Below are 15,750 nucleotides of genomic sequence, written 5' to 3'. Positions count from 1 at the left end.
CCATAATCCCATTACAAATTCCAGATCAGGCCGAGCGCAATACGGCTGGCATTTTCCGTATCAAGAGTATTAAGAAGATATGTGCGGTGAGAAGCATTGTTAAGAGGGTCATCAGCACGGAACAAAGTATAATTGTTATCTTCATAAGGATTCATTGCATAAGTAAAGTGAGCCCAGAACATTGGATTACCCGGAAGAGGAACTGCATTTACTTTTACACCACAGGAAAGACCTGCAGGAATAAATGAATCATCAGAATCTTTTAATGAATTGAACAGTCCTCCCACATGAACATTTACCTTATCATTAAGATCTGCGCTTATCATAAGGGAATTATAAAAATACTCCCCCTCATAACCGTCAGAAGCTGCATTCAAAACAACAGTCCTGCTTACGCCATAATCAAACACAAGTTTTTTTGCAAAAGGAATCTCTGAAGCCGTAACTTCAATTCCTGCTTCACTGAAATAAGGAATGAAAGGCTGGTCTGCATTTGTTTCTTTTGCAAGACGGTCAGCATTTATAACTCCGTAGCCACTTACAAGAACATCAACACCAGCTATTGAATTCAAATCAAGATCAAACTGCGGCTGGGTACGGATATTTACAAGACCTTCTCCCGGTGCATCTGAATCTTCTGCAGTAAATCCTTCATCAAGACTTACATTAAGACAGTTAAGAACCTGCCATGAAACATCAAGCTGAGAAGTAATTGAACCGGCATTAATGTCGTCATAACTCTGTCCGTCACTTCCCCATACTGAGTTTACATTCACAGCTGCATAAGTTCCTGCAAGGGATGCCGATACTTTTTCTCCTGAATAAGAAACACGGCCGGCATATGCAACAGAATCTGAATTCAAGTCTATGTCAGTTCCGAAAGTTCCTAAAGCATGGGCTTCAAGTTTTACGCTGTCCGTAACATTAAACATTCCGTAAACAGAAACGGCATTTGTATTTGCTTCGTTGTAATAAAAAAGTTTTTCTTTTGTAGTTGAACTTCCGAATGTAAATGCAAGTTCTGCTTTATCTCCGTACTTCACATCAATAATGTCATACATTCCGTAAGGCTGGCTGCGTACGTCAAGCATCTCACTGAATGCTGCAACTGCATTGATTTTAAAGTCACCGAATTCTTTAAGGTTGCTTCCGTTGCTTATTTCAAAAAATCCGTCTCCTACATCATTCCATCTGTCAACAGTCGTAAAGATACCGGTAAACTTACTCATTCCGCCTTCCTTCAAGTTTCCGTAACCAGCCTTTACGTTTACATAAGGAGTGGCAAGATTGAGTGCAAGTTTATTAAAGGAACCTGCACCATCATCATTTGCTTCTTTTATCGGTGAAAAGAACATACCTGCAACACTCTGAAGTCCGTCACCCCAGCTTACGTCAGGAACATTTGCCCCGAAAGTATTTGCCTGATATAAAGTTTTATCAAAATCCCATACAGAAATTTCTGCATCAAGATGGAAACTTTTATTTATGTCTCCCCAGAACCACCAGTTGGCATTGCTTAAAAAATGAGAATTATCAAATTCGTATCCTTTCTTTTTTCCGGTGGCAATATCACGAATCAAAGCCTTGCTGTCACTGGTAATTTCAATCCATATACCCTGAGCAACAGAACTTGAGCCGGCAGCCGGAGCAGCTGCAGCAGGAGAAGCAGTTACAGCTTTTGTCAAATCTTCATCAAGAGGAACGACAAATCCGTCATTTGCAGCCTGGGCAAATATTCCCCCTGCCATAAGGGCAAGTCCGGCTGCCTTTAATATTTTTCTTTTCATATACTCTCCTATATTAGTAATCAATCAACCTTTACAAATTCTATGTCGTCAAAATTTCCCCAGCAGTCAGGGGCTGTATCAAGATAAATACCGATTGTTGCTTTTCCATTTGTTACAGGAACTTCAATTGTATACTGATGCCAGTCCTGCCATCCGGTATTTACAATTTTTGATGTAATCTGTTTTTCAGTTCCGTCATAGCGGGCAGCAAAAAGACGAATGTTATTTTCTCCTCCGCCTCCCATTGCCCATACACTGAGGCGGTAAGTACCATTAGGAATATCCTTGAACTCACGGCTGAGAATGGATTTGAATCCTGAAGCCAGCCAGTATTTGTAAGTCCATTTTCCGCTGCGGGCATTTCCTTTGTTATTTTCAAGGAAGCAGGCGGTTGAAGAACCGTTAAGTTTCCATGCCCCAAGTTTTCCGCTTTCAAAGGAACCGTCTTCAACAAGATTTACTTTATCTGAGAATTCCACTGCAAGTTCAGGCTTAAAATCATAACCGGAAGCTGTTCCCTTAAGGATTATTTTTCCAGCCTTAGTCTGAGCTTTCCAGTTATAGGAATCCCATTTTACATTTACAAGTTTTTCACTGTCATCAGAGAAAACAAGTTTTACAGCAGAAGGAAGCTGAGGAACTTCTCCGGGACGTATCGTTAATTCAACTTTATCTGACATCCCGTAAGGAACGCTTTCTGTTTTTGCAAGGGAAGCACTTCCACCCCAGACATTCTTTACTTCACCCCTTCCATGTACAAGATTCCATACGGCAAGAGAAGGAAGGGCTTTTCCTGTAAAGTCAAACATCGCCTGATTTTCCCAGGTATTGCCTTCTGTTGCAGAAAGTTCTGAACCTTTACAGATAATTGAATCTGCTTCCCAGTAGAAAACTCCGCAGCCGCCTTTTACAGATGCAACAGTTTCAATTACATCACGGATTGCAGTTGCCTGTCCCTGAACGGAAGGTACATATCCGTATTTATCATCAGAGTAAGTCATGAATACATCGCCCTGGCTGTCACCTCCGTCTTCAGTAAAAGCATAAGCCGTTTCTACTACAGCCATTTTCTTACCGTAACGTTTTGAAATCATCTCAAGGTTTGCCTTAAGATCATCCATTGAACCATGCCAGTATGTATAGAAAGAAAGTCCGATTATGTCATAATCTATCTTTGCTTTCTTTACTTCATCAAAAATCCATTTGTACAGATCCTGCTTTCCCCCGTCTGCAAGATGAATTACAATCTGAATGTTCTTTCCGTTTTCTGCATTACGCACACCGTCAGATGCTTTCTGAAGGAGAGAAATAAACTGTTTCATTCCTCCTATCTTTACATTCGGATCATCACTCCACAGCTGTCCTACAGGCCACATGAATCCTGAGTTCAATTCATTTCCAATCTGAACTGCATCAGGAGCACCGCCGGCTTCTGTAAAAGCGTTGATAGTTTCTCTGGTAAATTTTTCAACTTCAACTTCAAGTTCTTTCGGAGAAAGATTCTTCCATTCCTGAGGCATATACTGCTTGCCCGGATCTGCCCAGAAATCTGAATAATGGAAATCCAGCATAAACTTAAGTCCGGCAGCCTTTATTCTTTTTGCAATGCGAAGGTCAGTTTCGAGATCATTGTTTCCGCCGCCCATCGGTGAACCTTTTTTTGCAATACGCTTTCCGTTTTTATCATAAACGTCATTTTCGTAAACCGGTTTATTCCACAGGCGGATTCTTATCCAGTTTACTCCGTTATCTTTTAATATTTCAAAAATATCCTGCTGTTCACCGGCAGCGTTGTAAAATTTTCCACCGGATTTTTCAATCTGGTCAATCATACTGATATCAACGCCATTCATAAAATCATCGCTTAATCCCTTTACCGGCTCAACGATAATGTTCTGCCTTACAGCTTCGGCTGCAGAATTAGGTCTTGCAAAAACCATTCCCCCTGCAGCAGACAACAGCACACAGCAGACAAACTTATAAAAAAATCTGCTGAACTTTTTTTTCATAACAGCCCCCTTTTCAGTAAGAAAAATCAATACGTGATATCAACACGAGTTGATTATATTCAGAATAAAACCGAATTTTACACTTGTCAACTTTTTTTTTATTTCATAACTCACTAAAATCAAAACTTATGAGCAACGCAAAAAACTCAACTTTTAGATTCGGTCTGCATTACTATAAAAAATGCATTCCGGCTGCAATCCTGACCCAGCTTATGGGATTTGCTGCAACAGTCGCAGATTTATTCTTACCTCTGCTTTTTGAAATGTTCATTGATTATGTAATCTGCTCAAACACAGATGGAAATACGAGCATATTTTCATTCCTCCTTCAGACAGAAAAATATCCTGTTCACAGTTTCAGGCTTTTCTGGCACCTTGCATTTTTTTACATCGGACTTCTTCTTATAAGGATAATTCTCGTATACTTAAAAAAACTGATTAATCAGGTAATCGGACTTAAACTTGAGACGACCCTGCGCTATAAAACTTACGCAAAATTAATGACTCTCGATTCCCTTACCTTAAGCAACTTCAATTCTGGTGAACTTCTGCAGACCATAAACTCAGATACAATAATGTACAAAGATCTTTTCTGCAAAATGATACCGACGATCATCGACAGTTCCTTTGCAATGATTTTAAGTATCGTAATTCTTGCAGGAATGAGTCCATGGCTCCTGCTGGTTCCACTGCTTCTTACTCCTGTCTTTATGATTGAACTGAGGCGCTTTAAAAAACTGTCCAGGGAAAGATATAAGGAAATACGTAACTGCAACTCAAACATGACCCTTACCGTTCAGGAAAACATTGAAGCAGTCCGTCTTGTCCGTGCCTTTACAAATGAAAATCTTGAGGAAGAAAAATTTTCTGATGCAAATGAAAAATTAAAAAAAGCCCATCTTGATCAGATTGCCCTCAGTGCAAAATTTGAAGCAGTATTCAGTTCCATAAAACAGGCAGCCTACATCGGTACCATTGCCGTAAGTTCCGTTCTTGTTCTTACAGGACACTTTAAAATAGGTTTTCTTGTTGCCTGCTCACAGTATGTAATGAAAATAATGAACTATGTAACCCAGATAAACAACAACTTTTTCCAGATGCAGCAGCAGGTTGTAAGCGGACTTAAAATGCTCAACTTCATGAATACTCAGTCCAAAGTTCAGGATACAGACGCAGGCATTACTGATGAAAAAAACAAAATGCCTTCCATAAGATATGAAAATGCAAGCCTGACTCTTTCCGGCAAAAAAGTTCTTGATAAACTGAACCTTCAGATTCCATACGGAAAGAAAATCGGAATTACAGGTGCAACCGGTTCAGGAAAAAGCATGATGCTGGAAGTTCTTGTAAGAAACTATGAACTTTCAGGGGGTAAAATATTCATTAACGAAAAAGACTCCCGTGAATATTCCCTTAAAGAATTACGCTCAATGTTCTCCTATGTTTTTCAGGAAGCTTTCCTGTTCAGCAACACAATAAAGTCAAACATTGCCTATGCCGAGCACGGAACTGACGAACAGATAATAACTGCTTCCCGTCATGCACAGGCTCATGATTTTATAAGCAGGCTCCCTGAAGGTTACGAAACCATTGTAGGAGAAAGAGGAATAGGACTTTCCGGCGGACAGAAACAGCGGCTTTCCATTGCCCGCGCCCTCATGAAAAATTCACCGGTTCTTATTTTTGATGACTCTACAAGTGCACTGGATGTTGAAACAGAAAAAAAACTTCTTGCCGACGTTAAGAAATTCTATCCGGAAAAGACAATTCTTATTTCTGCCCACAGACTTTCTTCAATAAAAGACTGCGATGAAATTATTTACATGAAAGACGGAAACATTGCAGAACGGGGCACCTTTGATGAACTTATAAAACTCAACGGACACTTCGCAGGAGTATGGAAGATACAGGAAATGCAGCACAGTTCATTCGTAGATTTTGACTCACTGGCAGAGCGCTCACAGCCTGAAGGAGAAAAATAAAAATGGCAAAGAAAAACACATACTTTCAGGATGAAGAACTAAAAACTAAAATTGATTTAAAGCAGTTTGCAAGAACCCTAAGCTACATACTTCCCTTCAAAAAAATTTTCATAACAGTATGTATACTTATGACGGCAGGCTCAATATTTTTTATGATTCCACCGATTATCCTGAAACAGATTGTAAACCATACGGTGGCTTCAAAAAACATACGGGAACTTATACTGCTTCTTTCGTCCATGACACTTCTGGCCGGCATAACCATTGTCTTTAATTATTTTCAGCAGATACTCATGGGACGCATGGGACATTCAGTCATCGCAAACATACGCCGGGATATTTTTACACACCTGCAGCATCTTTCCTTTGAGTATTTTGATTCACGGCCGGACGGAAAAATTGTTGTAAGGGTAACGGATTATATCAATGAACTGGCAAACTTCTTTTCTAATTTTGTCCTTCAGTTCTTAATTTATTTTGCAATGATCATAGTTTCTCTTGTATTCATGTTCAGCATCAGCTGGCAACTGGCACTCATTGTACTTGCATCGGCTATTCCAATGATGGCCGGCGTACTTTTTTTACGAAAAGCACTAAAACCTATGTTTACAAAACTCCGGTTCAAGAACTCAAACAGAAGTGCCTTTCTTGTTGAATCCCTGATGGGAGAGAAAATAATCAAAAACTGCAATCAGGACGAAGCAAGCCTGAATACATTAAAGGACATTCATACAAAATGTTATGTTCAGTGGGAACACATTGTTGCCGTTGCAGAACTTAATACTCCGGTCACAGAAATTTTCTGGAACCTAGGAACCCTTTCGCTTTTTGCAGCAAGCCTTGCATCTATGCTTTTCGGTAACGGCTCCATCGATGCAGGAACTGTAATTGCTTTTACAGGTTACATGGGACTGTTCTCAACTCCACTTACTCAGATTGCCATGGTAATTCAGAATCTTGCGCAGGTAACAAGCAATCTTGAACAGGTATTTGATACCATCGATTTTCCTGTATCAATAAAAGATAAGGAAGATGCAGTAACCCTTAAAAACATCAAAGGAAAAGTTGATTTCAATGACGTTACCTTTTCATACGAAGAAGGCGTTCCTGTTCTTGAACACTTTAACCTGCACGTAAATCCGGGAGAAACCATTGCCCTTGTAGGACCGACAGGAGCAGGCAAAACAACCGTCATTAACATGCTTACACGGTTTTACGACATTGAAAAAGGCAGTCTGACCATAGACGGATATGATATAAAAGACGTCAAACTGAATTCCCTAAGACATGAAATCGGTGTACTCATGCAGGATCCTTTTATTTTTAAGGGAACCATTCTCGAAAACATACGTTACGGAAAACCTGATGCTTCAGATAAAGAATGCATTGAAGCTGCAGAAAAAATTCATGCTGATACGTTTATAAAAAGATTTTCTGACGGATACAACCACCCTCTTGAAGAAAGAGGCTCAGGACTTTCTGCCGGAGAAAAACAGCTGCTCAGCTTTACCCGCATAATTCTGAAAAATCCTTCTGTAATAATTCTGGATGAAGCAACAAGTTCCATTGATACAGAAACAGAACTTCTCATTCAAAAGGCACTGGATGTTATCTTAAAAGACAAAACCGCCTTTATTGTAGCACACAGACTTTCTACAATTAAAAATTCTGACAGAATTCTTTACATTGCAAACAAGACAATTGCAGAAGAAGGAAATCATGAAGAACTTATGAAAAAGAAAGGATTGTATTATCATTTAACAGAAAACTAATAAAGGGGAATAAAAAAAAATGGAAACTATTACTTACAGACAATGGCACGAAGAAGGAACCTTTAAGTTCAATGTTGAAACCATGGTATCATTCAGCCAGTGTGACAGGAACAAAAACTTAAGCGTTCACGAACTTCTCAAACTGACTTCCGATATTGCAGTAGAAGATTTTAACCAGCGCAATATGAGCCGGGACACACTTACAGCCGCAGGCTATGCAATTCTTGTTTCACGCAACAGTTTCAATATTCACCGTATTCCGGTTGAAAATGAATTCATTACTGTAAGCACATGGGAAGAAAAAAGCGAACCTTTCCAGTTCATCCGTGCTTACGAAATAAAAGACTCAAAATCAAACGAAAAACTTGTAACAGGATTAAGCACCTGGCTTCTGGTTGATCTGAACAACCGGCGGCTCCTTCCGATAAAAAAATTTACAATGCGGGAACCTCTGGATACCGTTACGGAACATGACTGCCTTAAGCCTGAAAAAATCTCTCTTCCGGAAAACATGACTCATCTGGAAGACAGAAAAATCCGTTACAGTGATCTTGATGCAAACGGACACACAAACAATGCCCGCTACGGAGCTTTTGCCTTTGATGCAATTCCTGATGAATTCAAAGAAAAAAAATTAAAGGCTCTGAGAATAAATTATTCCCAGGAAGCACTTTACGATCAGAATCTGGAAATCAAGGCCGACCTTTCTGATTCAGAAAAACTTACTGTAGCAGGATTTCTGAATAACGGAGAAAAACCGGTATCTTCTTTTGAATGTGAATTCTATTTTTAAAAGCTGATATATATACGTCGACGTTTTGAGGATTTGTACTACCCCCTCAATAAAACAACTGCCGGTATCCATTTACGTACCGGCAGCTATTTTAAACAAACCGTTCCAGTAAAAAAACCGATGCCGGCAGCGTCAGCACGCACAAAGCACTTGTCGTAAGAACAAGCAGTGCCGAATAAGATTCATCTTTGTTAAACACAACTGCAAAACTTGAAACGCTCATACCTACAGGACACAAAGCTGCAATATAAGCGACGTAACACATCATGTGAACATCATGGACACCGGAAGCAAACTTAAGCACTGCAAGGGTAAGGGCAAACATTATGACGCCGGTAACGACATAACGGAGAATGCACAGTTTTACGACACGACCGAATATTTTCTGAGCAGCCGGCTTTGTATAATTTGCAAAAAGCATTCCAAGCAGAATCATGGAAGTAGCTGTATTCATCGAAGCAATAAAATCAATGACTCCGCTCTTACCGTTTGCAAGAACAGAAGGCAGCTTAAAGGGAGCAATAAAAATAAGAAATCCCGCAGCAATCGCTATTATATTTGGATTAGTAATAATTTTTTTCAGATTAATCTTTCCGCAGACAATAAAATACCCGAACGTCCAGAGGCAGATATTAAAAACTGTAAGAAAGGCAATTAAATAAAACACAGCCATAGGTTTACCGGGAAAAACTCCCTGAATGAGAGGAATTCCAATAAAGCCGCAGTTTGTAAAGACAACTGCTATTCTGTCTATGCAGTCCAGTTCCTTTCCTTCTTCCGTTCTGCTTCTGGCAAAAATAAGGGCAACTGCAATCATGAGGATATGTATGATAAATGCATATACAAGAACAGTTGCAAAACCTTTAAGTTCTCCTGCATTAAAATCCCGGTTGAAATTTCCAAGAATAAGGCAGGGATTTATAAAATAAAGCAGAGTTTTGCTCACATACTGCTGTTCCGTTTTTCCAAATTTAAAAGCCTTAGTAACACCATAGCCGCAGACTGCAATAGCAAGCATTATGGCAAGCTGTCTGATTACAAGAAGGTACATTTAATTCTCCGAGTGCATGTTATAAGTGCGATAGCGGGTAACTTTTACAGATACAATTTTATTTTCCTCAAAGCCAATTTCTACTGAATCATAAATTTTGTTTACAGTAAAATACGGATAATTTTCTGTAGCAATTTTTATATCCTGAGAGCGCTGGCTTGACTTTATATCATCAACTGAAAATTCATAAGTTACAAGCTGAGGCGTGTACTTAAGGGGATTACCGAGTTTCTCAAAAACATCTGCAAGTTTATCAGTAAACTCAAGACCGTAAGGAAGTTCATAATCTTCAGAGCATCCTGAATAAAATGTAATTCCTGTTACGCGAAGTACTCCTTCCGTACCGATTATACTTCCTTCCCTGTTATAGTAATACTTGTTGAAAAGCCTTAAAAACCTTCCCTGGTCATCAAAAAGTATGTTTATTTTTTTGTCATCATAAACAAACTCAACACAGTCCTTTACATAATCATCAGAATAAACTGTCGTTCCCTGAATGAATGAAAGGGTCTGCCCGCTTGTTTTTTTGATGTAATCCGGTGCTCCAAACTTTTTTAAAACTTCTCCATGAGTACAGTTCATAAGAGAAATAAGGCTTTCTTTTTTTACGGCAGTTTCAGCTTCCGGCACAGCCATTGAAGGAGCAGAATCTGAAACTGCATTTGAATTCTGTGCAGACAGGGCACTGAATGCAAACACAGCATACACTAATGCAGCAAATATTTTTTTCATTTTAATCTCCCATGTTAAAAATTGCAATTTTTTCAGGTTCCCTTTATTATAACGATAAACAAGGAGTTTTACATGAAAAAACTGATTCTAACGGTAATTTTATTTTCCATAACAGGCTTGCTCTTTTCTCAAACCGCAGCCGATACTGCAGTTCAAAAAGAAAACGGACAGCAGCCTTCTGTTACTGTTACAGTTCCTGCTTCTCCAGTTCAAAACCGCAGTTCAAAAAAAACAGAAACTCCGGAAGACGACCAGCAGAACTTTACTTTTTCTACAACCCAGACAATGTCCCTGATGAATTCCTCATCAAAAACTTATTTTTCAATTCCTGCAGATTCTGAGGAAGCCGCAATTCTTGAAATCACACCTGTAAACGAAACTTTATTCAAACTTGTAATTGCCGTTCCTGTAAAAAACTCTACATTCCACAACTTTGTCATTTATGTAAAAAAAGGAGAGATCCTCGGAATAAAAAGCAAGGGAGCTGTTTTTATCGGCTCAGTAGAAAACTTTGATTACAATAGTTTTACTATTTTAGGAAAACGCTTTTAATATAAAGAAGCTACAGTCTGCCAGATTTCTTTTTCTCTTGAATAAAACCTGTTTTCATCCGCAGACAGAAAATCTATAAAATAATGGCCTTTATCGCTTCGGCAGATTACAGGTATATATTCCGTTACTTTCTTTTCAAAATAAAACCAGCTCTGTAAAAAAATAAATTTAGAACAGGCTGGTCTTGTGTATTCAGATTTTCGGCAGATACTGCAGTCAATTTCAAAACTTCTTAAAGAAGCACCTTCTCCGTCAGAATTCTTTTTAAGTTCAGTCAGAGACATAAAAATTTCAAAAGCTTTCAGCAGTGCATTTTCATCAGTTTCAATTTCACGGCTTAAAGGATTCTTAAAATTTTCATATTCCTTTTTTATAGCACTGACACGTTCCTGTTCAGAGAGATTGATTTTCTCCTGAAGTTTTTTTTCAGAAGATTCATTCACGGCAAAAGATTTATTTTCTGCATGCTTAAAGGAATCCATCTTTTTAGTGAATTTTTCCATTGCTTCAATAATATCTTTTGCCATAAATCACTTCCACAATTATATTCTGAACAGAAGGTCCTCATAACAAGGGAAAGGCTTATACTCTTCTCCAATAAGAGGTTCTATCTCATCAGCCACAGCACGAGCTTCAGTCATTGCAGGAATTACAGAATCAACATAAGCCCTTGCAATACTCATTGCATCGCCTGCAGATTTTGCAGAAAGATGTCTCTTTGAAAGATCATCAGCCTTTGCAGCAAGTTCAGTAGTAAGTCCGTCAAGCTTTGTCAGAAGCGCAACCTGAGCTCCTGCCCTTGCTCCGGGAACGACAGCCTTAAGATCAATTACTGTTTTTGAAACTGCATCGATATATTTATATGCAGCCGGAAGAATATCCTTAGAAATCATCTCAAGCATCGTATTTACTTCTATATTGAGAACCTGTGCATATTTTTCAAGCTTAATCTCGTAATGGCTTTCCATTTCTTCTTTTGTATAGACTTCCATTTCTGTATAAAGCCTGATGTTTTTAGGATCAAGATAATGTGCCATTGCATCCGGAAGAGTTTTCAGTTCCATAAGACCGCGTTTTGCAGCTTCTGCCTTCCATGACTCATCATAACCGTTGCCGTTAAATACAATTCTCCAGTGAGCTTTAACTTCCCTTTCAATAAGGGCATTAAGGGCAGCTTCAAAATCAGAAGCCTTTTCAAGTTCATCTGCAAATGTTTTTAACGCATCAGCAACAATTGAATTCAAGGCTGTATTCGGACCGGCTATAGAAAGAGCCGAACCGCAGGAACGGAATTCAAATTTGTTACCGGTAAATGCAAACGGTGAAGTTCTGTTTCTGTCAGTTGAATCCCTTGGAATAGGAGGAAGAACATCTACACCGATAGTCATTTTTGAACTTTTATCATTTGCGTAAGTTTTTCCTTCCACAATAGAAGACAGTACTTTATAAAGTTCATCACCAAGATAAACAGAAATAATTGCAGGAGGAGCCTCATTAGCACCAAGACGATGATCATTTCCGGCACTGGCAACAGAAATACGCAGAAGATCCTGGTTTTCGTCTACAGACTTAAGTATTGCCGTAAGGAACAGAAGGAACTGTGCATTACTTTCCGGAGTTTTTCCAGGTTCAAGAAGATTCTCTCCTTCATTTGTAGACATGGACCAGTTGTTATGCTTTCCGCTTCCGTTAACGCCGGCAAACGGTTTTTCATGAAGAAGACACTCAAGTCCGTGACGCTTTGCAACCTTTTTCATTACTTCCATAGTAAGCTGATTCTGGTCAACGGCAAGATTCGTCGTATTGAAAATAGGAGCCATTTCATGCTGGGCAGGAGCAGCTTCATTATGCTCCGTCTTAGAAAGAATACCGTACTTCCACAAAGTTTCGTTAAGGTCTTCCATATATTTAACAATGCGCGGATTAAGGGCAGCAAAATACTGGTCATCCATTTCCTGACCTTTTGAAGGCTTTGCACCAAAAAGAGTACGGCCGGTCATGCGGAGATCTTTTCTCTGTGTCCATAATTCATGGTCAACAATAAAGTATTCCTGTTCTGCACCAACTGTTGTTGCAACATGGCTTACATTTTTTCCGAACAGTTTAAGGATTCTTTTTGCCTGAGTATCCAGTGCTTCCATGGAACGGAGAAGAGGAGTTTTCTTATCAAGGGCTTCACCCGTATAGGAACAGAAAGCTGTAGGAATACAGAGTGTGTGTTCCTTAATGAAAGGATAGGAAGTAGGATCCCATACTGTATAACCGCGGGCTTCAAAAGTAGCACGGTGTCCGCCGGAAGGAAAAGAAGAAGCATCAGGTTCACCTTTTACAAGTTCCTTTCCGCTGAAAGACATTATTACAGTACCGTCATCCTGAGGATTGATAAACGAATCATGTTTCTCTGCAGTAATTCCTGTGAGAGGCTGAAACCAGTGAGCATAGTGAGTAGCGCCGTTTTCAATAGCCCATTCCTTCATTGCATGAGCAACAACATTTGCTACATCAAGTTCAAGGGGTGCTCCGTCATCAAGTGTCTTCTTCAGAAGCTTAAAAGTTTCTTTAGGCAGACGCTGTTTCATGACACTCTGATTAAAAACCATGCTTCCGAAAAGCTCAGGTACGTTTACCATTTATTTCCTCCAAAAATAAAAAAGCGATGTACAGACTCCTTCTCCGTATGAAGAAAAAAGAATTTGTACATCGCCTTTGATGATGCCCCTACTCTATCTTATTCAATTCCAAAGGTCAAGCAAGGGCTGCACTTTCTTTCGGACTGTCAGACCTTAAACTTATCAACCGCCTTACCTAAAGTTTCAATATTTTCCGTATTCTTTCTGGTAAGGTCATTTACACTGTTGATAGACTTATTAATAGTTTCTATTCCAAGGGACATTTCTTCCATGCTTGAAGTAATCTCATCGGTAAGACGGGACAAATGCTCCATCTTTTCATTAATGGCAGAATTTTCCCTCTGCATGGAATCACTTCCGGCACGAACATTAACGGTAACATCATTAATCTGCTTGATTGCAGAAAGAACCTGGGTTCCGCCTTCAGACTGTTCCTGCATTGCATTCATAATCGTAAGTTCCTGCTGGGCAACCTGCTGAGTAAGACTGTAAATCCTAGAGAATATTTCCTGCAAAGCTCCTGTTGAATCTGCAACTTCATTAATGCTTGAAAGAACTTCAGTAAGGTTTGTGGTGATAGCCTTACCCTGCTGATTTGAATCTTCTGCAAGTTTTCTGATTTCATCTGCAACTACAGAGAAGCCCTTTCCTGACTCACCGGCATGAGCTGCTTCAATTGCTGCATTCATGGCAAGAAGGTTTGTCTGTTCCGCAATATTCTGAATAACCGTACTTGCTTCAAGAAGGGTTTCAGACTGCTGCTTGATTTTCTGAGTAACAAGAACCGTTCCGTCAATACTCTGTCTTCCGTTTTCAGAAGATGATTCCAGAAGCTTAATGGTATCACCGTTTTTCTGAAGGATGCCGGTAACAGACTTAATGTTGGCAACCATTTCTTCGATAGCAGAAGAAGATTCAACGACACAGGAACTCTGGCTCTGAATATCTTCTACAAGTGACTGAACTGCCTTGTTTACACTGGCCATTGATTCAGTAGCTTCGCGGACATTCTTACCCTGCTGCTGCACCTGACGGTTAACGCTTTCTATGTTTGCAGTAATCTGGTTTGCAGATGCTGCAGTATCATTCATATTGTCTGCAAGAGAAAGACCGTGCTCCTGCATAGTCTGATTGACGTCTTTAACCTGACTGATTGAATCCTGAAGTTTTTCCATAGTCTGATTAAAATACGTATACATCTGCCCGAGTTCATTTTCATTCTTAACTTCCATGCGGACAGTAAGGTCACCGTCTCCCTGGGCAATATTCTTCATTGCAGCAACACCCTTATTCATTTCCTTAACAACTCTACGGATTATGAAGTAACTTAATCCAATTACAACCACAAGTGTAAAGATAAAAATAAGGATAAGTGTATTAAGAATACGCCTTCCGTCAGCATAAACTTCATCAGAAGGAACATTTACACCAAGGAACCAGGTTTCTTCGGCGCCTTCAACAGAAAGGGGATTATAGTATGTAATATACTCTTCACCTCCAATGTTCTGAACGAATGAAAAATTCTTTTTTGTGTTTATTGAATTCTTAAACATTGAAGCAGTTTTTCCTGAAGAAAAATCAGTACTGAGCTGACCTTCCTGAGCCTTATCTTTTGTAACGGCAATAAGACCTGTATGTGCAATCAGAGAAAGATATCCTGAATCATAAATACTTGCTTCTTTAAGAATTGCAGAGAGGGCATCAAGAGACATATCTACCCCCAGCATACCTACAACTGAACCCCTGGAATCATGTATCGGGAATGCAACACCGCATACCCAGATAAGCTTTCCTCCAACTTCATAAGGATTCGGCTGAATCAAAATACCGCGATTAGCTTTCATCGGTTCTTCATACCAGAAGCTTCCTTCATATTCAGTAAGAACACAGCAATCTATTTTTGAACCGTCATTAGTCCAGTAAGGAAGAAGGCGGCCTGTTTCATCATAAGTATCATCATAATTTGCATATTCTGCATCAAGGCTGTCCAGTTTTCCAGGAAGCCATGCACAGTATGCATCAACGAGAGAAGGATGAAGTTCAAGAGTATGCTTTAAAAGACTGTTAATATAATCACGGCGTTGTCTTTCCGGAATGTCTTCAAATTTTTCCAGGGCTGCCTGAAGGGTTCTTGCAACATTAAATTCCATGGTAAGGATTTTTTCTGTACTTTCACCGTAACGCTCTGCCGTTGTATTAAGATAATTTTCTGAAACTTTGTCAAAAGCTTTATTTACAGTGGTAGAAATCAGCACAGCACATAAAACAAGTAAAACAAAAAGTACAGTTCCGATAGAAAGTGCCAGCTGGCGGCTTATAGATTTTGTAAGAATATTCTTCATTTATACCTCTCTTATTTCTCATTATAATTTTAACACAGATACGTTTAAAATCCATTTAATAACAATAAAAGAGAAAAAAATATAAACCGCAGTGAAATTT

11 protein-coding genes are annotated in these 15,750 nt (G+C 39.3%); 4 read left to right on the top strand and 7 right to left on the bottom strand.

Annotated elements, in window-relative coordinates; translation table 11 throughout:
- Positions 1-11: 11 nt before the first annotated feature.
- Together HNP77_RS08275 and HNP77_RS08270 are read right to left on the bottom strand one after the other, a co-directional pair.
- Positions 12-1,787 carry a hypothetical protein gene (locus tag HNP77_RS08275; RefSeq protein WP_184652696.1) on the bottom strand — a complete coding sequence of 592 codons (1,776 nt, stop codon included), beginning with the start codon at positions 1,785-1,787 and terminating at the stop codon, positions 12-14.
- A gap of 20 nt (positions 1,788-1,807) precedes the next feature.
- Positions 1,808-3,796, bottom strand: a complete 1,989-nt coding sequence (locus HNP77_RS08270; RefSeq protein ID WP_184652695.1) for a glycosyl hydrolase 53 family protein — start codon at positions 3,794-3,796, stop codon at positions 1,808-1,810.
- A gap of 128 nt (positions 3,797-3,924) precedes the next feature.
- On the opposite strand from HNP77_RS08270, the gene HNP77_RS08265 reads away from it, so the two are divergent.
- Genes HNP77_RS08265 through HNP77_RS08255 form a run of 3 tightly spaced genes read left to right on the top strand, consistent with a single transcriptional unit; the run spans position 3,925 to position 8,343 of the window.
- Positions 3,925-5,778, top strand: a complete 1,854-nt coding sequence (locus HNP77_RS08265) for an ABC transporter ATP-binding protein (protein WP_184652694.1) — start codon at positions 3,925-3,927, stop codon at positions 5,776-5,778.
- 2 nt (positions 5,779-5,780) lie between these two features.
- Positions 5,781-7,550 carry an ABC transporter ATP-binding protein gene (locus HNP77_RS08260; RefSeq protein WP_184652693.1) on the top strand — a complete coding sequence of 590 codons (1,770 nt, stop codon included), beginning with the start codon at positions 5,781-5,783 and terminating at the stop codon, positions 7,548-7,550.
- A 19-nt stretch (positions 7,551-7,569) separates the two neighbouring features.
- Positions 7,570-8,343 (top strand): acyl-[acyl-carrier-protein] thioesterase, encoded by a 774-nt coding sequence (locus tag HNP77_RS08255; RefSeq protein WP_184652692.1) that lies wholly within the window; start codon positions 7,570-7,572, stop codon positions 8,341-8,343.
- Between the two features lie 91 nt (positions 8,344-8,434).
- Here HNP77_RS08255 and HNP77_RS08250 read toward each other — a convergent pair whose 3' ends face one another.
- Both HNP77_RS08250 and HNP77_RS08245 read right to left on the bottom strand, forming a co-directional pair.
- A complete protein-coding gene (locus tag HNP77_RS08250; RefSeq protein WP_184652691.1) occupies positions 8,435-9,394 on the bottom strand; it encodes an AEC family transporter in 960 nt (319 codons plus the stop codon).
- Positions 9,395-10,126, bottom strand: a complete 732-nt coding sequence (locus HNP77_RS08245) for a hypothetical protein (protein WP_184652690.1) — start codon at positions 10,124-10,126, stop codon at positions 9,395-9,397.
- 72 nt (positions 10,127-10,198) lie between these two features.
- Here HNP77_RS08245 and HNP77_RS08240 point away from each other — a divergent pair, with 72 nt between their 5' ends.
- Positions 10,199-10,678 carry a hypothetical protein gene (locus tag HNP77_RS08240; RefSeq protein WP_184652689.1) on the top strand — a complete coding sequence of 160 codons (480 nt, stop codon included), beginning with the start codon at positions 10,199-10,201 and terminating at the stop codon, positions 10,676-10,678.
- On the opposite strand, the gene HNP77_RS08235 is transcribed toward HNP77_RS08240, so the two are convergent.
- From HNP77_RS08235 to HNP77_RS08225, 3 genes are all read right to left on the bottom strand, one after another.
- Positions 10,675-11,205 (bottom strand): hypothetical protein, encoded by a 531-nt coding sequence (locus HNP77_RS08235; protein ID WP_184652688.1) that lies wholly within the window; start codon positions 11,203-11,205, stop codon positions 10,675-10,677. The genes HNP77_RS08240 and HNP77_RS08235 overlap by 4 nt on opposite strands.
- 15 nt (positions 11,206-11,220) lie before the next feature.
- Positions 11,221-13,308 carry a glutamine synthetase III family protein gene (locus tag HNP77_RS08230; RefSeq protein WP_184652687.1) on the bottom strand — a complete coding sequence of 696 codons (2,088 nt, stop codon included), beginning with the start codon at positions 13,306-13,308 and terminating at the stop codon, positions 11,221-11,223.
- A gap of 146 nt (positions 13,309-13,454) precedes the next feature.
- The gene (locus tag HNP77_RS08225; RefSeq protein ID WP_184652686.1) at positions 13,455-15,650 is read right to left on the bottom strand and encodes a methyl-accepting chemotaxis protein; all 2,196 of its coding nucleotides are present in this window, start codon (positions 15,648-15,650) and stop codon (positions 13,455-13,457) included.
- Positions 15,651-15,750: the final 100 nt, after the last annotated feature.

Origin of the sequence: Treponema rectale (assembly GCF_014202035.1) — a bacterium.
Classification (GTDB): Bacteria; Spirochaetota; Spirochaetia; order Treponematales; family Treponemataceae; genus Treponema_D; species Treponema_D rectale.
The sequence above is the reverse complement of the archived record's forward strand: the minus strand, read 5'-3'. Positions and strand labels throughout refer to the sequence as shown.